Below are 22663 nucleotides of genomic sequence, written 5' to 3' on the forward strand. Positions count from 1 at the left end.
CCGCGCCGCCCCACCTGCCAGGTGGGGCGGCACCGGGTGGAGCCTCAGACGAGGCCGGCGTCCTGCGCGGCGATCGCGGCCTGGGTGCGGGAGCGCAGGCCGAGCTTGGCGAGGACGCGGGAGACGTGCGTCTTCGTCGTCCCCTCGGAGATCACGAGCTCCGCGGACAGCTCCGCGTTCGACAGCCCCCGGCCGAGCCCGGCGAGGACGTCGCGCTCGCGGGCCGTGAGCGCGCCCAGCCCGGGCACACTCCCGGGACGCGGCGCGCCCGCGTAGCGGGAGATCACCCGGCGGGTGATCTCCGGTGCGAGCACACCGTCCCCGCGAGCGACGGCGCGGACCCCGTCGGTCAGCCGGGGCGCGTCCACCGACTTGAGCAGGAACCCGGCCGCCCCGGCGGCGAGCGCCCCGTCGACGAGCTCGTCGAGGTCGAACGTCGTCAGCACGAGCACCTGCGCGGACGCCCCGGCCAGGATGCGCCGGGTCGCCTCGATCCCGTCGATGCCGGGCATCCGGATGTCCATGAGGACGACGTCGGGCCGGTGCTCGGCCGCCGCGCGGACCGCGGCGAGCCCGTCCCCCGCCTCGGCGACCACCTCGATGTCCGGTGCCGATCCGAGGATCAGCACCAGCCCGGTCCGGACGGCCTCCTGGTCGTCGGCGACCACCACCCGGATGCTCACCGCGGCACCTCCTCCGTCGCCAGTGGCAGCAGGGCGCGCACCAGCCAGCCGTCGCCGTCCGGGCCCGCGTCGAACGAGCCGCCGACGGCCCGGGCCCGCTCGCGCAGGCCGTCGAGACCGGTCCCGCCGTGCAGGCCGGGGCCCTCTGTGGCCCGCTCACCCGGCCCGTTGCCGACCTCGATCAGCAGCACCGCCGGCCGGCACACCATGCCCGTTGCCGGAGACCCGGCAGGTGCAGGAGGTGCCACTCGGCGGGGTGCGGGGCCCGGATCGAGACCGAGGCGCACCGTCACCGTGGATCCGGGTGCGTGCTTGGCCGCGTTGGTCAGCGACTCCTGCACGATGCGGTAGCCCGCGAGGTCGACGGGGGCGGGCAGCGCGACGGAGCCGCGGTCGTCGTCGATCCGGGGGTGCAGGCCCGCGGCCCGGGCCTCGTCCAGCAGGGCGTCCACCTCGGACAGGCGGGCCGGCGCGCCGCGCGGGTCGGTTGCGGCACCGTCGCCGTCGCGGAGCAGCCCGATCATCGCGCGCATCTCCCCGAGCGCGGCGACCCCGGACTCGCGCACCGTGCCGAGCACACGGCGGACCAGCGCCGGGTCCGCGCCCGGCTGCAGCGCGGCCGCGGACTGCAGCGCGATCGCCGAGAGCCGCCCGGCGACGACGTCGTGCAGGTCCCGCGCCATCCGCGCCCGCTCCGCGGCGACCGCGGCGTCCCGCTCCCGGGCCACCGCACGTTCCGCCTCGGCCGCCCGGGCGCGCTCGGCCCGGGCGAGGTCCCGGAACCGGCGCACCTCCAGTCCCCAGACCAGCGGGACGCCGACGACCAGCGACAGGTTCAGCACGCTGTAGGCCGCGGTGCGGGTCCCCGCGGTCACCAGCGTGACCAGGGCCAGGACGGTGGCGAGGACGCCGGCCGCGACGGCGACCGCCCGTGCGGTGCGGCGGGACGGGTACAGCACGGCGCAGTAGAGCAGGTCGGTGAACACGAGCACGGTGCCGATCTCGGTGCGCCCGCCGACCACCGGGCCGGCGACCACTGCCGCCGTCGCCACCAGCAGACCGGCCGGTACCGCGATCCGCCGGACGGCCGCCGCCGCGCACGCGACCGCCATCGTGAGGACCGACGCCGTCGTCGTCCCGGTGTCCGGGCCCCACCACACGATCCCCGCCTCGGGGAGCCCCCACACGAACAGCAGGCCGACCGCGAACCAGACGGCCCCGGTCCCGGCGTCCCGCAGGACCGACGGACGACCGCCGTCCCGGTTCGCCAGGTACGAGATCACCGGCCCATCCCAGCACGTCCGGCGACCGTGCGGCGTCCGTCGAAGGTGGTACGCCGGGATCGGTCGCACGCCGGACGCGGCGGGCGGCGCGGGTCGGCACGATCGTCGGCCATGGGGGAGTCGCTGTTCGCCGAGCCGTTGCTGTGGCTGATCGTCGGTGCCGAGATCGGGTTCTGGGTGTTCCTGCTGTCCGGGCTCGCCGCCCGCTACCTGCTGCGCCGCCGGGGGGTCGGCGCCGTCCTGCTGCTCGGTGTCCCGGCGATGGACGTCGTGCTGGTCACCGCCTCGACGCTGAACCTGGCGACCGGCGGCGAGCCGTCCCGGGTGCACGGGCTCGCTGCCCTCTACCTCGGGGTGACCGTCGCGTTCGGCCACTCGCTTGTCCGCTGGGCCGACGTGCGGTTCGCGCACCGGTTCGCCGGCGGCCCGGCTCCGGTGCGGCCGCCGCGCGGCGGGGCGGCCCGGATGCGGTACGAGTGGGGCGAGTTCCGCAAGGTCGTCGCCGCCTGGGTGATCACGACCGGGGTGCTGGCGCTGCTCACCGTCGCCGGGGGCCTCGCGTTCCCGGCGCCGGCGGCCTGGCCGGACGACCCGATGTGGTCCTGGCTCGCGACGGCGTCGCTGGTCGCCGGCATCTGGTTCGTCGCCGGTCCGTTGTGGGCGACGGTCTTCCCGGGCACCGACGACCGGGAGCGGTCCGGTGTCCGGTGACCGCCTGACCGCGCCGGACGTCCTGCGCGGGCTCGCGATCGCGGGAACCTTCGCGACCAACGTGTGGGTGTTCGCCGATCCCGCCGGTCCGGCCGGGATCCTCACCGGGACCGGCGTGGGCTGGTGGCCCGACGACGTCCTTCTCGCGGTGGCGAACGGGAAGTTCCTCGGCCTGCTCACCCTGCTGTTCGGCATCGGGATGGAGCTGCAGTACCGCTCCGCGGTCCGGCGCGGGCTGCCGTGGCCCGGCCGCTATCTGGCCCGGGCCGGGATCCTGTTCACCGAGGGACTGCTGCACTACGTGCTCGTCTTCGAGTTCGACGTGCTGATGGGCTACGCGATCGCGTCGGTGCTGGTGGCCTGGCTGGTGGGCCGCTCGGCGACCGTGCGGATCGTCGCCGCCGCGCTCGCCGGCGGGTTCGTCGTGCTGGTCACCGGCGGGCTGACGGCCGGCGCGCTGCTCGCCCGCGACGGCGGCGAGCTGCCTCCGCTGCCGCCGTACCCGGCCACCTGGACCGGGCAGGTCTGGGCCCGGCTGACCGAGGCGTGGCTCTTCCGGATCGAGCTGGTGCTGATCGTCCCGTCGGCCGTCGTGCTGTTCCTCGCCGGATCGGCGCTGCTGCGTGCCGGGGTGTTCGACGCGGGCGGCACCCGGGTGCGCCGCCGGCTGATCGCCGCCGGTGCCGCCGGTGTGGTGCTGAACGTCGCCACCACCCTCGCCGGGGCGGACTGGTTCGCGGTGGAGCGCTACCTGGTCGCGCCGCTGGTCTCGGCGGGCCTGCTCGGGCTGGTCCCGGAGGTCCTGGCACGGCTGCGCGGACCCGCCGGACGGGTGCGGCGCGGGCTCACCGCCGTCGGCCGGACCGCGATGACCTGCTACGTCGGGCAGAACGTCGTTGCCGGGGTGCTGTTCCACGCCTGGGGAGCCGGTCTCGCGGGCTCGCTCGCCGCGGTCCCCGCCCCGGCCCGCACCGCCGCCGTCGTCGCGGTGTGGGCGACGGTGGTGGTGTCGTCCGCCGTGGCCGCGTCGTGGTGGTTGCGCCGGTACGAGCGCGGCCCGCTGGAGACACTCACCCACGCACTCCTCACAGGTCGATCACCAGCCAGCCGCCGTGGTGCTCCGACACCGTGAAGGTGCGGCCGGTGCGCTCCCCGATCCGCTGCAGGACGTCGGTGTCGAACACCCGGACGTGTCCCCACGCCGGGTTCGGTGCGTCCTCGAACGGGACGGCGACGACCACCCGGCGGCGCGCGAGCCGCAGCATCTCCGCGACCACCTCGTCGCCCTCGGCCTCGGACAGGTGCTCGATGAGGTGCACCGCGAACACCGTGTCGGCGCAGCCGTCGGGCAGCGCGACGGCACGGGCGTCGGCGACGTGCGTCTCGACGTCCGCGCCCAGCTGCGGCGCGACCCGGGTCAGCAGGTCGACGGTCCCGCCGGTCAGGTCGGTGGCGGTCACCCGGTGGCCGTCGCGGGCCAGCTGCAGGGACAGGAACCCGAAGCAGCAGCCCAGCTCCAGGACGTCGTCGCCGACCACCAGCGACCGGGCCCGCGCGTGCACGGGTGCCATCTCCGCGTTCGTCCCGCCCGGCTCCGGCTCGCCGGCCAGCGCGTCGAGGGTGTTGCGGTAGAAGGCGAGCCAGGCGTCGTCCGGGGCCTCGGGATCCTTGGCGGCGCTCGTCACGCAGGCGACGAACGCGTCCTCGAACCGCTCCGGTGGGAGCAGGCCGGGGCGGACGAGGGTGCGGTCCAGCCAGCCGGCGAGATCGTTGCTGAGCCGGTCGGTTCCGATCATCGGGGCGCTCCAGTGCGGTTCGGGTACCCCCGACGCTAGGCGGCCCCCGCCCGGTCGCACCACGGCCGGTGGTCGGGATCCTGCCCGTCCGGACGGTGGGGCCCGCGTGCCGCGCGGGCCACGCGGGCCGGCGTTAGCGTCGGGCCATGGCTACCGTTCCCGCCGTCGTCGCACCGCGCCCGCTCCCGATCGACGATCCCGGGGCGCTGGTCGACTCGGAGACCGAGGTCGGTGCGCCCGGCCCGCACGACCTGCTCGTGGACGTCCGCGCGGTCTCGGTGAACCCGGTCGACGGCAAGGTGCGGTCGTCGTTCGACCTGTCCGGCGGGCCGAAGGTGCTCGGGTTCGACGCCGCCGGCGTCGTGGTCGAGGTCGGACCGCAGGTGGAGGGCTACGCACCCGGCGACGAGGTCTACTACGCCGGCGCGATCGACCGTCCGGGCAGCAACGCGCACCGCCAGCTCGTCGACTCCCGGATCGTGGGCCGCAAGCCGTCCACCCTGGACTTCGCCGCCGCGGCCGCACTGCCGCTACCTCGCTGACCGCGTGGGAGTGCCTGCACGACCACCTGCGGGTCGGCGACGGTGCGACGGGCACCCTGCTCGTCGTCTCGGCAGCGGGCGGCGTCGGGTCGATGGTGCTGCAGCTGGGCAGGCGGCTCGGCCTCACCCTGGTCGGCACCGCCTCCCGCCCGGAGTCGGCGGACTGGGCCCGGAGCATGGGCGCGCACGAGATCGCCGACCACCACGATCTCGTCGGATCGGTGCGCCGGGTCGCCCCGGACGGCGTGCAGTACGTGTTCTCCCCGGTCTCGGCGGGCAACGTCGAGGCCTACGCCGAGCTGCTGACCCCGCGCGGCGCCGTCGTCGCGATCGACGAGCCGGAGGGGCTGGACACGCTGCCGCTCAAGGCGAAGAGCCAGTCGTGGCACTGGGAGCTGATGTTCACCCGGCCGCTGTCGGAGCCGGGGTCGACCGTGCAGCGGGAGATCCTCGACGAGGTCGCCCGGCTGGTCGACGCCGGTGAGCTCCGGACGACGGAGACCCGGCGCCTGCAGGGCCTGACCGCGGAGTCCGTGCGCGAGGCGCACCGGCTGGTCGAGTCCGGCCGCACCGTCGGGAAGATCGTGGTCGAGCGCTGAGCGGCCGTCCCACCCCGCACCACGGGTGCGGGGTGGGTGCGGGTCAGCGGCCGATGAGCTCGCCGGACATCTCGTTCGTCGTCGTCTCCAGGCCGGACAGGTCCCGGACGACGCGGACCCGGTCGCAGTACTCGGCGTAGGCGGGCAGGTCGCACCGGCCCAGGCCCCACGAGTACCGCGGTTCCGGGGTCAGCCAGATCGTCTCCCTGGCCCGCCGGGTGATCTCGACGAACGCCTCCATGTTCGGGTCGTTCCCGTTGCCGCGGCCGTCGCCGAGGACCAGCACCGTCGTCCGGCGGGTCACGGCGGAGCCGTGGTCCTCCAGGAACTGCCCGAACGCCAGCCCGTAGTGCGAGTTGGCGTCGACGTCGAGCTGGTCGCCGCCGAAGATCAGCCCGAGGGCGTGCTCGACGGGGTGGTCGGCGAACAGGTCGGTCACCTCGACGAGGTCGGCCACGAACGCGAACGAGCGCACCTGGCCGAACAGGTCCTGCAGGCCGTGCACCAGGTGCAGGGTGAACCGGGCGGTGGCCCGCACCGACAGCGAGACGTCGGCCAGCACCACCAGCCGCGGCTTGTCCTCCTGGCGCTGCACGGTGACGGGGGTGAACGGCACGCCGTCGTAGCGCATGTTCTTGCGCATCGTGCGGGCCGAGTCGATCCGGCCGCGCGGCGACACCCGGCGCCGGTGGGTCAGCGCGCCGTGCAGCGACTTCGCGAGGCGGCGCAGCGAGTCCTCCAGCTGCATCCGCTCGGTCTCGGTCGCCCGGTCGACCTCGGCGGCCTGCTCGGAGTCGTCGTGCCCCTCGACGATCCGCTGCTCGATCTCGAGGAGCTTCTCCAGGTGCGCCTTGAGCAGCTCCGGCAGGTTGTCGAGCACGCCGGTGAGCCGGCGGCGCAGCGCCGCCGCGTCGTCCTCGGTGCCCTGCTCGGCCTCGCTGAGAGCGTCCTCCTCGGAGTTCAGCCAGCCGAGCAGGGCGTCCTGCTGGGCGACGGACAGGTCGGCGTCGACCTGCGTCCCCGCCTGCTGGGAGATGTCGCCCGGGATGCCGCCGCCGGAGAACCGGTCGGTCTCGATCTGGACGCGCTGGCCCTCGGTGATGTCGTTCGCCTGCTCCTTGGACAGCACGATCTCGTCCGTCATGGAGGCCATGTCGATCTTGTTGGCCTCCTGGTGCAGGTTGTACTGCTCGGCCAGGTCCTCCGGGTCGAAGAACTCCTTGATGTCGACCGGGGCGCCGTGGTCGTGACCCTCCTGCGGGGTCTCCGAGGGCTCCTCGGACAGCGTGAAGTCGTCCAGCGGCGTGTCGTCGGTCATGTCGCCGTGGCCGTGCCCGTGGCCGTGGCCCGTCTCGCTCTCACCGACCTTGACCAGCGAGAAGAACAGGTCGAAGACCTGGTCGTAGGTCTCCTCGTCGCGCCGGTCCTTGATCAGGGCGACGTGCAGCGCCTCCTTGAGCACCGACTTGTCGGCGAGCACCCCGGGCTGGGCGGCGCAGGCCATGGCGTCCAGTGCCTCGGAGACGGAGATGCGTACCGCCCGGATCCGCAGCAGCCGGACGAAGCGGTGGATGCTGGCTTCCACTCCCGCCCCCGGCTCAGACCGGACGCCTGCGGGACCCGCCGAACGAGCGGGACCCCTGGCCGGAGCTCACGTTCCGGGGCTTCGTGCTGCCACCACCGGAGGTGATGCCGCCGTAGATCGGGTGCCGGCCCGGCTCGTCCTTCGCCGCGCGCTTCGCCCGGCCGTCGACGTCGCCGTCGTCGGGGTCGTCCGACGCGGCGGGACGTGCGGCCGGGGCCGCCGGCGCGTCGTCGTGGGAGTGGTCGCCGTCGTGGCCGTGCCCGTGGCCATGGCCGTGCCCGTGGCCGTGGCCGTGCTCGGGGACCGTCTGGTTCGGGTCGACCAGGCGCGGGATGGCGTCGAGCGCCTTCTTGACGTCCTTGTCGTACTTCACGACGACCGAGACGGTGTCGGAGAGGATCTGCGAGTTGAGCTCGTCCACCCCCAGGACGGCCAGCGTCCGGGCCCAGTCGATGGTCTCCGAGATCGAGGGCGACTTGCGCAGCTCCAGCTCGCGCAGCCCGCGCACCACGTTGACGAGCTCCTCGGCCAGCTGGTCGCCCAGCCCGGTCTTCTTCGACCGGACGATGTCGAGCTCGCGCTGCGCGGAGGGGTAGTCGAGGAACAGGTGCAGGCAGCGGCGCTTCAGGGCTGCGGCCAGGTCGCGGGTGTTGTTCGAGGTCAGGAGCACGTAGGGGCGGTGGTTCGCGGTGAACGTCCCCACCTCGGGCACCGAGATCTGGTACTCGCCCAGGGTCTCCAGCAGCACGGCCTCGAGCGCCTCGTCGGCGCGGTCGACCTCGTCGATCAGCAGCACGCACGGCTGCTCCGAGCGGATCGCCTCCAGCAGCGGGCGCGGCGCGAGGAACCGCTCGGAGAAGAAGACGCTCTCCTGCGACCCGATGCGCTCGACGGCCGAGGCCAGGTCGGGGGCGTCCTCGACGACCTGCCCGATCTTCTCGCGCAGGATCTGGGTGTACATGAGCTGCTTGCCGTAGTCCCACTCGTACAGGGCCTTGGTCTCGTCCTGGCCCTCATAGCACTGCAGGCGCAGCAGCCGGCGTCCGGTGGCGAGCGCGAGCATCTTCGCGAGCTCGGTCTTGCCGACGCCGGCGGGTCCCTCCAGCAACAGCGGCTTGTCCAGCCGGGTCAGGAGGAAGACGGTGGTCGCCAGCCGGGTGTCGGCGATGTAGCCCTGCTCGCGCAGGGCCTCGACGACCTGGTCGACGGATTCGAACGGGGCGCCTGCGCCGATCGCGGCAGCAGCCTCGGGCGCAGAGGGGACGACAGCGTCGGTCACGTTGGGTTTCTCCTTCGCAGGCCGCACCGGCGGTGGTGCAGCGGGCCCCGCAGCCAGCGGGCCCACCCGTCACGAGTATCACTCGCGCGGCGTGGGCCCGCTGGTGCGAAATTCTCGACGGACTGACCGGACGATCAGGTCAGGAGGTCGTCCAGGTCGCCGTTGATGGAGTGGTCGACGACCGGGCGGACGGTCTCGAAGGTGCACTCCTTGGGGTTGCCCGGGGTGCAGGCGTCACCCAGGACGTGGTTGGTGATCCGGTCGACGTCCGCCGCGTCACCGACGATGGTCGGCGAGTTCTCGTAGAACTTGGTCGGGCCCTGGCCCAGCCGGTTCTTCGAGTAGGTGTCCTGCTTGACGTCGGCGAACTTCTCCGGGATGCCCACGTCGCGCAGCAGCCGGATCGAGGCGGCCAGCGCGGCGTCGGCGGCCTGGGGCTTGGTCATGCCGCGGGTGTCGATGCCCATGGCCTCCGCGATGTCCGCGAAGCGCTCGTAGGCGACCGGCATGTTGAACGCCCACACGCGGGGGAGCGCGATCGCGTTGTTCAGGCCGTGGTGGGTGTCGTAGAACGCCGACACCGCGTGCGAGATCGAGTGGATGATGCCGAGGCCGCCCGAGTTGAACGCCTGGGCCGCGATGTACTGCGCGTACATCATGCCCTCGCGGCCGGGAAGGTCCTGCCCGTTCCACACGGCCGCCCGCAGGTTCTGCGAGGTCAGCTTGATCGCGTGCAGCGCGTTGCCCAGCGACGGCTGGAAGTTCAGCCGCGACACGTAGGGCTCGGAGGCGTGCGCGAGCACGTCGAAGCCGCACTGCGCGGTGTAGTCGACCGGGCAGTCGTAGTAGAGCACCGGGTCGTCGATCGCGAGGGTGGTGACCGACGCGTCGTCGAACGCCACGTACTTGTGCGGGTTGTCCGGGTCGGTCGTGGTGTCGGTGATCACGTACGCCCACGAGGTCTCCGAGCCGGTGCCGGCCGTGGTGGAGACCGCGATGTGCGGCGGGTTGGCCGGGTTCTCGGACTTGTTGAAGCCCTCGAACTCGTTGACGTTGCGGCCGTCGTGGGCGACCGAGATGCGGGCGCCCTTGCAGGCGTCGTGCGAGGACCCGCCGCCGATGGAGACGAACGAGTCGCAGTTGTTCTCCTGGTACAACGCGACGGCATCCATCGAGTTGTAGTCCTTGGGGTTCGACTCGACCTTGTCGTACACGACGACCTCGAGGCCGTGGTACTTCATCGACTCGACGATCTTGTGGACGATGTCGGTGCCGCGCAGGCCCGACGTCATGACCAGGGTCTTCTTGAAGCCCAGCTTGAGCGCTTCCGGCCCGATCAGCTCGTGGGAGCCGGGACCCATGAGTGCCCGCGGGAACGGGTGGAACTCCTTGATGGGGAACGGCTTGAGCAGCTCGTCTACCTGCATGTCAGCCCTTTCTGAGGCAGGCGGATGGGTCGATTCCGCACGCTAGGGGGGCTGTGGCCGTGAGCACAGGGGTGATCGCGATTACCCGTCGGGCGTCCGGGCAGGACGCCCCTCCGAACGGAGGGGGCAGGGATAGGTCGCCCTGGGGCTCGGGTGGGAGCGGGCGAACGTGTTGCCACTGTATGGCAACAAGCATCGTCCGGCAATGCCTGGCCTGGCCCCGTCCGGATCCCTGATCTATGGTCGGTCCCGCCGACGGTTCGCCGGCGCGGTCCCGGGAGGGGCCGGGCGGGCGAGGCAAGAGGGAACCCGGTGCGACTCCGGGACTGCCCCGCAGCGGTGAGTGGGAACGACCGCCGTCATGAGCACTGGGAGCGATCCCGGGAAGCGACGGCCAGTAGGACGTGCACCCGTGCACGACGCCCGCGAGTCCGAAGACCTGCCGACGGTGCGTGTGCCGGCCGGTGCACGCGATCCGTGGTCCCGAGGGAGGGCCGAGCGGACGACCGGGCATCGCCGTGCCCGCCGGACAGGGTCCGGTGTGGACGGCCGAGCCGTCCCGGTCGTGACGTCGCCCTCCCGCGAGGCCCGGGTCACCCCCACCGCGCTCGCGAGGAGAGAGGGCCGTGACGACTTCGTCCGAATCGGGCACCGCAAGCACCGTTCTGGGATACCCCCGGATCGGGCCGTACCGGGAGCTCAAGCGCGCGACCGAGGCGTTCTGGGCCGGGAGGTCCGGCGCTTCGGCGCTGCACGACGTGGCAGGCGGACTGCGACGGGACACCTGGACCGGATTGCGCGACGCCGGCCTGGGGCAGGTCCCGGGCAACACGTTCTCGTTCTACGACCACGTGCTCGACACCGCGCTCGCCGTCGGGGCCGTGCCGGAACGGTTCGCCGGCATCGAGGATCCGCTGGAGCGGCTGTTCGCGATGGCCCGCGGCCGCACCGGCGCCCCGGCCTGCGAGATGACCAAGTGGTTCGACACGAACTACCACTACCTCGTCCCCGAGATCGGGCCGTCGACGCGACTGGCCCCGGGGAGCCGCAAGGCGCTCGACGAGTTCCGGGAGGCGCTGCGCTCCGACGTCCTGACCCGCCCGGTGCTGGTCGGGCCGGTGACCTTCCTGCTGCTGTCCAAGCCTGCCGAGGGATCGCCGGAGGACTTCCGGCCGCTGGACCTGCTCGGCCCGCTGGTCGAGGTCTACCGGGACCTGCTCGCCGAGCTCGCCGACGCCGGTGCCGAGTGGGTCCAGCTCGACGAGCCGGCCTTCGCCGCCGACCGCACCGACCCCGAGGTCGCGGCACTGCGGAAGGCCTACGACCGGCTCGCGTCGGCGCCGCGCCGGCCGAAGATCCTGGTCGCGTCGTACTTCGGCGAGCTCGGCCGGGCACTGCCGGTGCTCGCGTCCACCGCCATCGAGGGGCTCGCGCTGGACCTCGTCGCGGGCCGGGCGGACCTCGACGGGATCGACTCGGTCGAGGGGCTGGGCGGCAAGCGGGTGCTGGCCGGCGTCGTCGACGGCCGCAACGTCTGGCGCACCGACCTCGACGCCGCGCTGTCCGACGCGACCCGGCTGACCGGCGTCGCGGGGCGGGTGGAGGTCTCGACCTCGTGCTCGCTGCTGCACGTCCCGTACGACCTGGAGGCGGAGACCGCGCTGCCCGCCGACGTCGTCGACATGCTGGCCTTCGCCCGCCAGAAGGTCGACGAGGTCGTGCTGCTCGGCCGCGCGCTGCACGAGGGGCGGGCCGCGGTGGCCGACGCGTTCGACGCCGCGAAGGCCACCCGGGAGCGGGTGGCCGCGGCGTCCCGGCGCGACGAGGGCGTGCGCAGCCGGCTCGCCGAGCTGGGCGCCGACCACTACCGGCGGCCCGCGGGTGACGTGCGGGCCAAGGCGCAGCGCGAGGCGCTCGGCCTGCCCGACGTGCCGACGACGACGATCGGGTCGTTCCCGCAGACCGCGGAGATCCGCAAGGACCGCGCCGCGCACCGGCGCGGCGACATCACCGACGACGAGTACACCGGGCGGATGCGCCGGGAGATCGAGCGCGTGGTGCGGCTCCAGGAGGACATCGGCCTGGACGTGCTCGTGCACGGTGAGCCCGAGCGCAACGACATGGTCCAGTACTTCGCCGAGAACCTCGACGGGTTCGCCACGACCGAGCTCGGCTGGGTGCAGTCCTACGGCTCGCGCTGCGTGCGGCCGCCGATCCTGCACTCGGACGTCTCCCGCGCGGAGCCGATCACCGTCGGCTGGGCGACCTACGCGCAGTCGCTGTCGGACCGGTACGTGAAGGGCATGCTGACCGGGCCCGTCACCATCCTGGCCTGGTCGTTCGTCCGCGACGACCAGCCGCTCGGCGACACCGCCCGGCAGGTCGGGCTGGCGCTGCGCGACGAGGTCGTCGACCTCGAGGCGGCCGGGATCCGGATCATCCAGGTCGACGAGCCCGCGCTGCGCGAGCTGCTGCCGCTGCACGAGCGCGACCGGCAGTCCTATCTGGACTGGGCGGTGGACTCGTTCCGGATGTCCGTCGGCGGGGTCGCGGACACCACGCAGATCCACACGCACCTCTGCTACTCCGAGTTCGGCGAGGTCGTCGGGGCCATCGACGGCCTGGACGCCGACGTCACCACGGTCGAGGCGGCCCGGTCCCGGATGGAGGTCCTCGGTGACCTCGGACCCGGGGTGCCGCGCGGGCTCGGCCCGGGCGTCTACGACGTCCACTCGCCCGAGGTCCCGGACGCCGACGAGCTCGCCGGGCAGCTCACCGCGGCGCTGCACCACATCGGTGCCGAGCGGCTGTGGGCCAACCCGGACTGCGGGCTCAAGACGCGCGGTGAGCCCGAGACCGTCGCCGCCCTGACCAACCTGGTCGCGGCCGCCCGCCGGGTCCGCTCCGGCGGGGTACCGACCACCGGCTGACGCCGGTGCGCTCCCGTGGCGCCGGCCGGTACCGGCCGTCCCGTCCGGCGCCGCGGGGGCATCTCCATCCCTGACCGGGATGGTGATCACGGATCGGGAAGCTGCGCGGCCGGATCCGGCCGCAAGACTTCCGGATCCGTGATCAGAGCTGTTGCTCACGTCCATCTTGTCTGAACAGTTCGTCAGATGTAGCTGTATGTCGTGATCGCACGACGACGTGGCCGGTACGCCCTGGCCGCACTGGCCACCGCGACCGCCCTGCTCCTCGCCGGCTGCGGCGGCGGTACCGGTGGCAGCCCCGATCCCGCCGGTGAGCTGACGGTGGCGCTCCAGTTCCCGCCCCGCGCGGACTACGCCTTCGATGCGGACGACGGGGCCCGCCTCCAGTCCCTCGGCGTCGCCGAGACACTGACCACGGTGGACGACCAGGCTCAGCCCGCACCGATGCTGGCCACCGCGTGGGAGCAGGAGGGCGACTCCTGGCGGTTCACCCTGCGTCCGGGCGTCACCTTCCACGACGGCACCCCGCTCACGCCGGACGCCGTCGTCACGGCACTGAGCTACGTCGCCGGGGTCGACGCCCCGCCGCGGGCGATCCGCGACATCGGGTTCACGGTCGCGGCGGACGGCCCCGACGTCGTGCGGATCACCACGGCCGAGCCCGACCCGGTCATGCCGCTGCGCATGTCGAGCGGCAACCTCGGGATCCTCGCTCCCGCCGCGTACGCCGGCGGTGGTGCGCCCGCGTACCTGCGGAACGCGACCGGCCCGTTCGTGCTGGACCAGGTGGACGGTGCCCAGTCGGCGCAGCTCGTCCGCAACGAGCAGTACTGGGGCGAGAAGGCGGGCGCGGCCCGCATCACCGTCCGCTACGTGGAGGACCCGCAGGCCCGCGCGCTCGCCGTCCAGGCCGGTGACGTGCAGTTCGCCGAGGGCCTCCCGCAGGCCCAGGTCGAGCAGGTCCGCTCGTCGGGCGCCGAGGTCGTCGAGTACCCGAACGCTCGCACGGTCCCGTTGCAGCTCAACCAGTCCCGCGCGCCGTTCGACGACGTCCGGGTGCGGCAGGCCGTGACCGCGGCGATCGACCGCCCGGTGCTGGCGCAGCAGGTGCTCGGCGGCGGTGCGGCCCCGGCCGCGGACCTCTTCGGTGCGGCGGTGCCGTGGGGCGAGACCGATCCGCCGCCCGCGGCCGACCCCGAGCGTGCGAGGCAGCTGCTCGCCGAGGCAGGGTTCGGGCCGGAGAACCCGCTGACCGTGCAGCTGTGGACGTTCCCGAACCGCCCCGAGCTGCCGACGCTCGCGAACGCGCTCCAGGCGATGCTCGCCGAGGCAGGGGTGCGGGTCGAGATCACCGTCGGGAACTACGAGGCGCAGGAGCCCGAGGTCCTCGCCGGGAACTACGACATGTTCCTCAACTCGCGCAGCTACCTCTCCGACTTCCCGGACGCGGCGAGCACGCTCACCTCGGACTACACGTGCGAGGGCAGCTACGCCATCGACCAGTACTGCAGCCCGGCCTACGACGCGGTCGTCGCCCGGCTGAACACGACCGTCGACCCGGCCCAGCGGCAGCAGCTGTTCGCCGAGGCCGCCGGCCTGCTCACCACCGATGCCGTCGGCGTGATGCTGGTGCACCCGCTGAACACCGCCGTGCTGCGCGGCGCGACCGGGTTCACCCCGGACCCGCTGCAGATCGAGCCGATCCTGCCCCAGCTGACGCCGACGGGGTGATCGGGCTGGTCCTGCGCCGGCTGCTGGTCGTCCCGCCGGTCCTGCTCGCCGCGACGGTGCTGGTGTTCGCGCTGCCGCGGCTGGCGGACGTGGACCCGGCCCGCGCGGTGCTGCGGGCCCGCTCCGCCGAGGCCGTGCCGGACCCGGCGACCGAGGCGCGGGTGCGGGCGTCGCTCGGGCTGGACGCCTCACCGGTCGAGCAGTACCTGCGCTGGCTCGGCGCGCTGCTGCGCGGTGACCTCGGGTACGGGTACGTCTCGCGGACCCCGGTCCTGGAACAGGTCGGTGGGGCGGCCGCGGTGTCCGGCCTGCTGGCGGTGCTGGCACTCGCGCTCGCCGCGGCCGTCGGGATCCCGGCCGGGGCCTACGCGGCGCGCCGGCCGGGCGGCCGGCTGGACCGGTTCCTCGGGGCGGGGACGATCGCCGGGGTCGCCGTGCCCGAGTTCGTCCTGGCGCCCTGGCTGGTGCTGGTCTTCGCGGTCGGGCTCGGTGCCCTGCCCGCCGTGGGCTGGGGCGGGCCGCAGCACCTGGTGCTGCCGGTGCTGACCCTGGCCGCGTACCCGGGCGCACTCGCCGCCCAGCTCGTCCGCGCGGAGACCGCGATGGTGCTCACCCGGCCGCACGTGCTCGTCGCCCGGGCGAAGGGCCTGGGCGAGCACTCGGTGCTGTGGCGGCACGGCGCCCGGCTCGCGACGACGTCGGTGACGGCGCTCGCCGGGCTGTTCGTCGCCGGGCTGCTCGGCGGGTCCGTCGTGGTGGAGGTCGTGTTCGGCATCCCCGGCCTCGGGCGGCTGCTGCACCAGGCCGTGCCCGCCCAGGACCTCCCGGTGATCCAGGCCGGGACGCTGCTCGTGGTGACGGTCGCGGTCGTTGCCGGCGTGCTCGTCGAGATTGTCGCGACGCTGCTCGACCCGGTCCTGCGCTCGGCGGTGGACGCGTGACGAGCGTGCGGGAACGGGCCGGTGCCCGCCCCGGGCCCGTCCGTGCCGGCGGCCCGGGGCGGTCGCGCGCTCCGCGACGCCGGTGGCCGGTCGTGGCCGCCGGGTGCCTCGCCGTCGCGTTCCTCGCGTGCGCCCCGCTGCTGCTGCCCGACCCCGAGCGCGCCGACTTCGCGGGCCTGCTCGCCGGACCGTCGGCGGCGCACCCGCTGGGGACCGACCAGCTGGGCCGGGACCTGCTCTCCCGCACCCTCCACGGCGGACGCCTGACCCTCGGGCTGAGCCTGTTCGCCGTCGCCGTGACCGGGGCGTTCGGGACGGCGGTCGGTGCGGCCGCCGCCGTCACCGGTGCGTTCGGACGGCTGGTGATGCGGCTCGTCGACGTCCTCGCCGCGATCCCGGTCGTCCTCTTCGGACTCGTCGCGGCGGTGACGCTCGGACCGGGGACCACCTCGCTCCTGGTGGCCGTGACGGCGATCGCGTGGACGCCGTTCGCCCGGCAGGCGCACCTGCTGGTGCTCGCCGAGCGGGAGCGCGAGTACGTGACGGCCGCGGTCGCGCTGGGTGCGGGCCCGGTCCGGGTGCTGGTGCGGCACGTGGGCCGGAACCTGGTGCCGCCGCTGGGCGCGCACGCCTGCGTGCGGTTCGCGAGCACCCTGCTGACGATCTCGGGACTGTCGTTCCTCGGGCTGGGCGTGCAGCCGCCGACCGCCGAGTGGGGCGCGATGGTGGCGGAGGGCCGCGAGTACCTGTTCACCGCGCCGCAGGTGGTGCTCGTGCCCTCGGCCGCCGTCGTGCTGACCGCCGGGGTGGCCCTGTGGTGGGGACGACGGTTCGACCGGGTGGGAGCCCGGTGACCGGCGGGGGTGGGGGTTCCGGCCCACGAGACGAGCGGGCAGGGTGGACGGGCATGGACGCCACGGGCACGAGCACGGTCGCGGAGCTGCTGCACGCGTACCTGTCCGATCCCGACGCCGGCTGGAGCGCGGGCGCGCCGGGCGCGATCGCCGAGTTCGTCCGGCTGCCCGACGAGCCCGCCGCGACCCCGGAGCCGGGGGCGGTCGTGACCGGCCGCGGCGGGATCCGGCTCGCTGCGCCGCCGGGCACCCGGCCGGTCGCCTACCGCACCCCGGTCGGGCCGGAGGACCACTGGAACCACGCCGTCGCGCTGTGCCTGCCCGCCGCGGACGCCCGGTGCGCGGCCCGGACCACCGTCACCGTGCTCGGGCCGGACCGCGACGCGCTGCGCGACACCGACCGGGCGGACGTCCTCGTCGACCTCGGTCTCGGCACCCCCACGGTCGACGCCTGCGTGCGGACCGGGGACCCGGAGCTGCTCGCCGCGCTGCGGGCGGCCGAGGGGCGCCCGCTCGACGGCGACCTCGTCGCCACGCTGGTCGCAGCCGGACCGCACCGGGTGTTCGTGACGGCCGTCGGCCGGGTCGAGGTGTTCGCCGCGATCCCGCCGCCGGACGGCCGCTCGCCGGACGGCCCGCACACCCACCTGCTCCCACAGCTCCTGCGGGCGGGGCGCACGCACGCCGCGACCGTCCCGGTGCCGGACGGGTACCTGCCGTGCGCCCACCTGTACCCGGCGCACCCGCTGACGGACCTGACGGGACGTCCGCGGCCGTTCGACGCGGGCCGCCTGGCCGCGTTCGACCGGCTCCTGGAGAGGTTCGGCGACCCGGCGCAGCGGGACGTCACCGCCGAGGTGCTCCGTGCCGTATCGGCGGGGGAGCCGCCGGGCGACCGTCCCGCGGACCCGCCGGGCCGGGCCGCGCAGGCGGTCGCACTGCGGGTGCTCGCCCGGACCGGCACCGCCGATCCCGCCGTGCTCGACGCCTGGCGCGGCCGGGTGGCCCCGGAGCCGGACCTGCTCGACCCCGACGGCGACCGCAACAGCGGCTGACCGGTGCTCACCGGATCCCGGCGTACCCCTCCCGTCCGGCGGCGCGGCGCAGCTCGACGCCGTCGAGGAGCAGCGCGACCTTGTCCAGCACGTGGTCCCGCGGGCCGGTCATGATGCCCCGGACCTGCTCGCGGACGGCGCCGTCGAGCGAGTCGAGGTAGGCCCGCGCCGGGTCGGACAGGTCGCCGGGGCCGCCACCCGGACCCCGTACCCAGCGGGTCTGGTGTGCGCCGTCGGCGACGACGTCGAGCACCGCGTCGGCGACCCGTACGGCGGCGGTCGGGCCGAACCCGGCGTCGTGCAGCGCGCCGACGATCCTCCGCAGCCGGTCGCCCGCCACCGCGCTGAGGTCGGCGCCGAGGTCCTGGATCAGGCCGGAGTACCGCAGCAGCAGGTCGAACGCGAGCTCCGCCTCCTCCTCCAGGAAGGGGCGCCAGCCGTGCGCCGGGTCGGGGAGCGGGGTGCGCGCGAACACCAGCGCGATCGCCGCCGCGGCGATCTCCTCCAGCCCGTCGACGTAGCGGTAGAGGGTGCCGGGTGCGACGCCCAGACGCTCGGCGACCGCACCGACCGACAGTCGTTCGACGCCCACCTCGACGGCGGCCTCGACGATCTCCTCCCGGGTCAGGCGCGGTTTCGGTCCCGGCCGGTTCCCCGCCCGCACTCCCGGTGTGATCGGCACCGCCGAACCGTACGGCACCCAGGATTGCAAATGCTATTCAGAGATAGCTAAGGTTTGCCTAATCAAGGCGCTGCGCCGCCCGCCCTGCGATCTCTGTCGGGAGACCCCGTGACCGCTCTCACCGAGGAGGCGACCGCGCCGCCGGTCGCGCCACCGGACCCACGGGCCCGTGCCCGGGCCGAGTCCGCGGCCCTCACCGCGCTGCTGCGCCCGGTCGCCGTCCGGATCCGGGTCGCGCAGGTCCTCGCGGCCGTCGGTGCCGCGGCGGGCCTGGTCCCGTTCGTCGCGCTCGCGCAGCTGGCGGACACACTGCTCGCCCCCGGCCCGGTCGATCCCGGCGCGGTGACGGGCACCGTGTGGCTGGTCGTCGCCGGCCTCGGGGCCCGCGGTGGCATCACCGGCCTCGCACTCGCGATCACCCACTTCGCCGACGTCCGGCTGCAGGCGGTGCTGCGCCGCCGGATGGCCGCCCACCTGGGACGGGTGCCGCTCGGCTGGTTCTCCGAGCGTTCGTCCGGGCTGGTCCGCAAGGCCGCCCAGGACGACGTGCACGAGCTCCACCAGGTCGTCGCGCACCACCCGGTGGAGTGGGTCGCGGCCTGGATGCTGCCGCTCGCCGGACTCGGCTACCTGACCTGGCTGGACTGGCGGCTCGCCCTCCTCGCGGTGGCCACCGTGCCGTTCTACGCCGCGGCCTACGCGTACATGATGAGCGGCTACACCGAGAAGGTCGACGAGATGCACGCCGGCCACGCCCGGATCAGCGCCGCCGTCGTCGAGTTCGTGTCGGGCATCGCCGTCGTCAAGACGTTCGGCCAGGCGCGGCGCGCGCACCGCGGCTACGCCGAGGCCGCCCGCGACTTCGGCCGGTTCTACGCCGCGTGGGTCCGCCCCATGCTGCGGATCGAGGCCGTCAGCACGATGGCGATCTCGGCGCCGGTGGTGCTCCTCGTGTCGTGTGCGGGGGTCGTCTGGTTCACCGGTACCGGCTGGGTGACCCCGGTCGAGGGGATGACGGGGATCCTCATCGCCCTCGTCGTCCCGACGACGATCACCGCGCTCGGGTTCGGCGCGCAGAACCGGCGCACCGCCGCCGCGGCCGCGTTGCGGATCCACGAGCTGCTGGATACCCCTGTCCTGCCGGTGCCGGACGTGCCGCGGGTGCCCGAGGGGCACCGGGTGGAGCTGTCCGGGGTCCGCTTCGCCTACCCGGGCGGCGCCGAGGTGCTGCGCGGGATCGACCTGGACTGTCCGGAAGGGACGGTCACGGCGCTGGTCGGGCCGTCCGGCGCGGGCAAGAGCACCCTGGCGACCCTGGTGGCCCGGTTCCACGACGTCACCGGCGGCACGGTCCGGATCGGCGGGACCGACGTCCGGGAGATCGACCCCGAGGTGCTCTACCGGCACGTCGGCTTCGTGCTGCAGGACGTGCAGCTGCTGCACGGGACGGTCGCCGGCAACGTGCGGCTCGGCCGCCCCGGCGCGTCCGACGAGGACCTGCACGCCGCCTGCCGGGCCGCCCGCATCGACGACCGGGTCCGGGCGCTGCCACGTGGCTACGACTCGGTCGTCGGGGAGGACGCGCTGCTCTCCGGCGGTGAGGCGCAGCGGGTGTCGATCGCCCGCGCGCTGCTCGCCGACACCCCGGTCCTGGTGCTCGACGAGGCGACCGCCTTCGCCGATCCCGAGTCGGAGGCCGAGATCCAGGACGCGCTCTCCGAGCTCGCCCGCGGGCGCACCGTGATCGTCGTGGCGCACCGGCTGTCGACGATCACCGGTGCCGACCGGATCGCCGTGGTCGACACCGGCCGCATCGTCGAGTCCGGCACGCACGACGAGCTGGTCGCCCGCGGCGGGCGCTACGCCGCGATGTGGACCGCCCACCGGGCGGGGGAGGACGTCCGATGATCGCCGACCTGCTGCTGATCCTGGGCCCGGAGCACCGCCGCCGGCTGTTCGCCTACCTGGCCTGGGTCACCGGGTTCGGGGTGCTCCAGGGCGTCGCGACGGTCCTGCTGGTGCCCTTCCTGGAGGCCCTGCTCGCCGGGGACACCGCCGCCGCGCTCGCCTGGACCGGCGTGCTGCTCGTCGCGGTCGCCGGCGCGTGCGTCGTGTACTACGTGCAGGCCATGGCGGGGTTCGGCGTCGCGCTCGTCGTCCTCACGACGATGCACGAGCGGCTCGGTGACCACGTGTCGTCGCTGCCGCTGGGGTGGTTCTCCTCCGAGCGGGTCGGGCGGCTGTCCCGGATCGCCACCGGCGGCACGACGATGGTGGCCGGCCTGTTCGCACACCTGCTCACCCCGCTGGTCGTGGCGATCGTGACCCCGGCGACGATCGTGCTCGCGATGCTGCTGTTCGACTGGCGGCTCGCGCTGGCGGCCCTGGTCTGCGTCCCGCTGCTGTGGCTCGCGTTCCGGCTCGCCGCGACCTGGGTCGGCCGCGGCGACGCGCTCGACGACGCGGCGGCCGTCGACGCCGGGAACCGGGTCGTCGAGTTCGCGCGGGCCCAGCGTGTGCTCCGGGCGTTCGGCCGCGGCGCGGCCGGGTACCGGCCGCTGGAGGACGCGATCGAGGCCCAGCGGCGCGCCGGGCACCGGTCGGTCTGGCTGGCGACCGGCGGCATCGTCGCCGGCGGGTTCGCCGTCCAGGTCGCGTTCAGCGCGCTGATCCTCACCGGCGCCTACCTGGTGCTCGGTGGCTCGCTCGACGCCGTCCGGATGGTCGCGCTGGTGGCGCTGGCCGCCCGGTTCACCGGGCCGCTCGCCGAGGTCGGGGACTACGCGGGCGTCGTCCGGATCGCCCGCAACGACCTCGCCCGGCTGGTCGCGGTGCTGACCGAGGAACCGCTGCCCGAACCGGAGGTCCCGGCGGGCCGCCCCGAGCGCGGCGCGGTCGAGCTGGACCGGGTGAGCTTCGGCTACGACCCCGCGCACCCGGTCCTGCGGGAGGTGTCGCTGCGGATCCCGCCCCGCTCGACCGTCGCGCTGGTCGGTGCCTCCGGCTCCGGGAAGACGACGGTGACCCGGCTGATCGCCCGGTTCTGGGACGCCGGCTCGGGCACCGTCCGGGTCGGCGGGGCCGACGTGCGCGACCAGACCACCGAGGACCTGATGGCCCAGCTGGCGCTGGTCTTCCAGGACGTCTACCTGTTCGACGGGACGCTGGAGGACAACGTCCGGCTCGGCCGGCCCGGCGCGAGCACTGCGGACCTCGCCGAGGCGGCCCGCCTCGCCGGGGTCACCGAGATCGTCGAGCGGCTGCCGGACGGCTGGGCGACCCGGGTCGGGGAGGGCGGCACCTCGCTGTCCGGCGGCGAGCGCCAGCGCGTGTCGATCGCGCGGGCGCTGCTGAAGGACGCCGACGTCGTCCTGCTCGACGAGGCCACGGCCGCGCTGGACCCGGAGAACGAGCGGTTCTTCACCGGGTCGATGCGGGTCCTGGCGGAGCGCAGCACGGTGCTGGTGATCGCCCACCGGCTCCCGACCGTCGTCGCCGCGGACCGGATCGTCGTGCTCCACGACGGCGGCGTCGCCGAGTCGGGGACGCACGCCGAACTGCTCGCCCGCGGTGGCCGCTACGCCGCGTTCTGGGAGTCCCGCCGCCGCGCCCGTGGCTGGCGGCTCGTCTCGACGGAGGAGAACCCGTGACCCAGCCCCTCCCGCCCTACGTGCTCGGCCGCGTGACCGGCGTCGAGCCCCTGACCCCGCGGATGCGGCGCATCACGCTGTCCGCCGACGACTGGCTGGGCGCCCGCGAGGTCGCGCCGGACCAGCAGGTGAAGCTCTTCCTCGCCCGCGACGGCGGCGTCCCCGAGATCCCCGGAGCCCCGGAGGACGGCAGCGGCGTGGCGGGCTGGTACGCGCGCTACCTCGCCGTCCCCGAGGAGCGGCGGCCCTGGATGCGGTCCTACACGGTGCGCACGCTGGACCCGGAGCACGGCCGGATGGTGATCGACTTCGTGCTGCACGACGACGGCACGCACGGTCCGCACGGCACGGACGACGCCGGGCTGGCGAGCCGGTGGGCGGCCCGCGCCGCGATCGGCGACGTCGTCGGGGTGCTCGGACCGGCCGTCGCCGGCTACCGGACGCCGTCGGAGCAGCCGGTCCGGCTGTTCGCCGGGGACGAGACCGCGCTGCCGGCGATCGCGGCCTCGCTGGAGGCGCTGCCCGCGGGTGTGCGCGCGGTCGCCGTCGTCGAGGTCGCGGGCCCGGCCGAGGAACAGCGGCTGGACTCGCCCGCCGAGCTGGCCGTGCACTGGGTGCACCGGCCGTCGTCGCTGCTCGACGCGGTGCGCGCGGCCGAGCTGCCCGACGGCGAGGTCTTCGCCTGGGTGGCGGGGGAGGCGTCGTCGGTGCGGGCGGTGCGCAGGCACCTCGTCGGTGATCGCGGGCTGGACAAGCGGGCGGTCGCCTTCACCGGCTACTGGCGTCGCGACCTCACCCAGGACGACGCCCCGACGGCGCAGGACGTCGCCGACGCGAACGAGCAGATGGGGGAATCGAGTCACCCCGCGTAATGATCGCCAGGTGAGATCCGTCATCAATTCAGATGACGCTATC

Annotated in this window: 19 protein-coding genes and 1 riboswitch; of the genes, 12 read left to right on the top strand and 7 right to left on the bottom strand. The window is 74.4% G+C overall.

Features of this window, described 5'->3' with window-relative positions; translation table 11 throughout:
• Positions 1-44 precede the first annotated feature (44 nt).
• Together AD017_RS15835 and AD017_RS15840 are read right to left on the bottom strand one after the other, a co-directional pair.
• On the bottom strand, positions 45-683 hold the full coding sequence (locus AD017_RS15835) for a response regulator transcription factor (RefSeq protein ID WP_010242021.1): 639 nt from the start codon (positions 681-683) through the stop codon (positions 45-47).
• Entirely contained in the window at positions 680-1966 is a 1287-nt protein-coding gene (locus AD017_RS15840; RefSeq protein WP_060574690.1) for a sensor histidine kinase, read from the bottom strand. The genes AD017_RS15835 and AD017_RS15840 overlap by 4 nt, the downstream gene beginning before the upstream one ends.
• A gap of 111 nt (positions 1967-2077) precedes the next feature.
• Here AD017_RS15840 and AD017_RS15845 point away from each other — a divergent pair, with 111 nt between their 5' ends.
• A complete protein-coding gene (locus AD017_RS15845) occupies positions 2078-2677 on the top strand; it encodes a hypothetical protein (RefSeq protein WP_060574691.1) in 600 nt (199 codons plus the stop codon).
• Entirely contained in the window at positions 2667-3809 is a 1143-nt protein-coding gene (locus tag AD017_RS15850) for a DUF418 domain-containing protein (RefSeq protein ID WP_060574692.1), read from the top strand. The genes AD017_RS15845 and AD017_RS15850 overlap by 11 nt, the downstream gene beginning before the upstream one ends.
• Here the strand turns inward: AD017_RS15850 and mftM are convergent.
• A complete protein-coding gene (gene mftM, locus AD017_RS15855; RefSeq protein WP_010242010.1) occupies positions 3763-4473 on the bottom strand; it encodes a mycofactocin oligosaccharide methyltransferase MftM in 711 nt (236 codons plus the stop codon). The genes AD017_RS15850 and mftM overlap by 47 nt on opposite strands.
• Positions 4474-4619: 146 nt before the next feature.
• On the opposite strand from mftM, the gene AD017_RS36350 reads away from it, so the two are divergent.
• Together AD017_RS36350 and AD017_RS36355 are read left to right on the top strand one after the other, a co-directional pair.
• Positions 4620-5015 (top strand): alcohol dehydrogenase catalytic domain-containing protein, encoded by a 396-nt coding sequence (locus tag AD017_RS36350; RefSeq protein ID WP_227013335.1) that lies wholly within the window; start codon positions 4620-4622, stop codon positions 5013-5015.
• Positions 5016-5107: 92 nt separating this feature from the next.
• Positions 5108-5614 carry a zinc-binding dehydrogenase gene (locus tag AD017_RS36355; protein WP_227013336.1) on the top strand — a complete coding sequence of 169 codons (507 nt, stop codon included), beginning with the start codon at positions 5108-5110 and terminating at the stop codon, positions 5612-5614.
• Positions 5615-5657: 43 nt separating this feature from the next.
• Here the strand turns inward: AD017_RS36355 and AD017_RS15865 are convergent, their stop codons facing one another.
• From AD017_RS15865 to mdo, 3 genes are all read right to left on the bottom strand, one after another.
• Positions 5658-7199 carry a VWA domain-containing protein gene (locus AD017_RS15865; protein WP_060574693.1) on the bottom strand — a complete coding sequence of 514 codons (1542 nt, stop codon included), beginning with the start codon at positions 7197-7199 and terminating at the stop codon, positions 5658-5660.
• Between the two features lie 13 nt (positions 7200-7212).
• Entirely contained in the window at positions 7213-8478 is a 1266-nt protein-coding gene (locus tag AD017_RS15870) for a MoxR family ATPase (RefSeq protein ID WP_082398752.1), read from the bottom strand.
• A 134-nt stretch (positions 8479-8612) separates the two neighbouring features.
• Complete coding sequence (gene mdo / locus AD017_RS15875) at positions 8613-9905, bottom strand: NDMA-dependent methanol dehydrogenase (RefSeq protein ID WP_010242003.1); 1293 nt, start codon at positions 9903-9905, stop codon at positions 8613-8615.
• 299 nt (positions 9906-10204) lie between these two features.
• Positions 10205-10346: riboswitch (cobalamin riboswitch) on the top strand.
• Positions 10347-10531: 185 nt separating this feature from the next.
• Between mdo and metE the strand changes: the two genes are divergently transcribed.
• From metE to AD017_RS15900, 5 genes are all read left to right on the top strand, one after another.
• Entirely contained in the window at positions 10532-12835 is a 2304-nt protein-coding gene (gene metE, locus AD017_RS15880) for a 5-methyltetrahydropteroyltriglutamate--homocysteine S-methyltransferase (RefSeq protein ID WP_060574694.1), read from the top strand.
• A gap of 201 nt (positions 12836-13036) precedes the next feature.
• Positions 13037-14566 carry an ABC transporter substrate-binding protein gene (locus AD017_RS15885; protein ID WP_060574695.1) on the top strand — a complete coding sequence of 510 codons (1530 nt, stop codon included), beginning with the start codon at positions 13037-13039 and terminating at the stop codon, positions 14564-14566.
• The gene (locus AD017_RS15890; protein WP_010241996.1) at positions 14563-15507 is read left to right on the top strand and encodes an ABC transporter permease; all 945 of its coding nucleotides are present in this window, start codon (positions 14563-14565) and stop codon (positions 15505-15507) included. The genes AD017_RS15885 and AD017_RS15890 overlap by 4 nt, the downstream gene beginning before the upstream one ends.
• A 92-nt stretch (positions 15508-15599) precedes the next feature.
• A complete protein-coding gene (locus AD017_RS15895) occupies positions 15600-16361 on the top strand; it encodes an ABC transporter permease (protein WP_060574696.1) in 762 nt (253 codons plus the stop codon).
• A 53-nt stretch (positions 16362-16414) separates the two neighbouring features.
• Positions 16415-17416, top strand: a complete 1002-nt coding sequence (locus AD017_RS15900) for a hypothetical protein (RefSeq protein ID WP_060574697.1) — start codon at positions 16415-16417, stop codon at positions 17414-17416.
• Between the two features lie 7 nt (positions 17417-17423).
• Here the strand turns inward: AD017_RS15900 and AD017_RS15905 are convergent, their stop codons facing one another.
• Entirely contained in the window at positions 17424-18098 is a 675-nt protein-coding gene (locus AD017_RS15905; RefSeq protein WP_168172282.1) for a TetR/AcrR family transcriptional regulator, read from the bottom strand.
• Positions 18099-18206: 108 nt separating this feature from the next.
• Here AD017_RS15905 and AD017_RS15910 point away from each other — a divergent pair, with 108 nt between their 5' ends.
• From AD017_RS15910 to AD017_RS15920, 3 genes are read left to right on the top strand one after another with little or no spacing between them, the layout of a single operon-like run.
• The gene (locus tag AD017_RS15910; RefSeq protein WP_060574699.1) at positions 18207-20006 is read left to right on the top strand and encodes an ABC transporter ATP-binding protein; all 1800 of its coding nucleotides are present in this window, start codon (positions 18207-18209) and stop codon (positions 20004-20006) included.
• Complete coding sequence (locus tag AD017_RS15915) at positions 20003-21748, top strand: ABC transporter ATP-binding protein (RefSeq protein WP_060574700.1); 1746 nt, start codon at positions 20003-20005, stop codon at positions 21746-21748. The genes AD017_RS15910 and AD017_RS15915 overlap by 4 nt, the downstream gene beginning before the upstream one ends.
• The gene (locus tag AD017_RS15920; RefSeq protein WP_060574701.1) at positions 21745-22620 is read left to right on the top strand and encodes a siderophore-interacting protein; all 876 of its coding nucleotides are present in this window, start codon (positions 21745-21747) and stop codon (positions 22618-22620) included. Before AD017_RS15915 ends, AD017_RS15920 begins: the two co-directional genes overlap by 4 nt.
• The last annotated feature ends 43 nt before the right edge of the window (positions 22621-22663 follow it).

Origin of the sequence: Pseudonocardia sp. EC080619-01 (assembly GCF_001420995.1) — a bacterium.
Classification (GTDB): Bacteria; Actinomycetota; Actinomycetes; order Mycobacteriales; family Pseudonocardiaceae; genus Pseudonocardia.

What these genes read in the sequence shown, in the direction of transcription:
- AD017_RS15845 (WP_060574691.1), top strand. Translation starts at nt 2,078, where the DNA reads ATGGGGGAGTCGCTGTTCGCCGAGCCGTTGCTGTGGCTGATCGTCGGT.
- mftM (WP_010242010.1), bottom strand. Translation starts at nt 4,473, where the DNA reads ATGATCGGAACCGACCGGCTCAGCAACGATCTCGCCGGCTGGCTGGAC.
- AD017_RS36350 (WP_227013335.1), top strand. Translation starts at nt 4,620, where the DNA reads ATGGCTACCGTTCCCGCCGTCGTCGCACCGCGCCCGCTCCCGATCGAC.
- AD017_RS36355 (WP_227013336.1), top strand. Translation starts at nt 5,108, where the DNA reads ATGGTGCTGCAGCTGGGCAGGCGGCTCGGCCTCACCCTGGTCGGCACC.
- mdo (WP_010242003.1), bottom strand. Translation starts at nt 9,905, where the DNA reads ATGCAGGTAGACGAGCTGCTCAAGCCGTTCCCCATCAAGGAGTTCCAC.
- AD017_RS15900 (WP_060574697.1), top strand. Translation starts at nt 16,415, where the DNA reads ATGGACGCCACGGGCACGAGCACGGTCGCGGAGCTGCTGCACGCGTAC.
- AD017_RS15915 (WP_060574700.1), top strand. Translation starts at nt 20,003, where the DNA reads ATGATCGCCGACCTGCTGCTGATCCTGGGCCCGGAGCACCGCCGCCGG.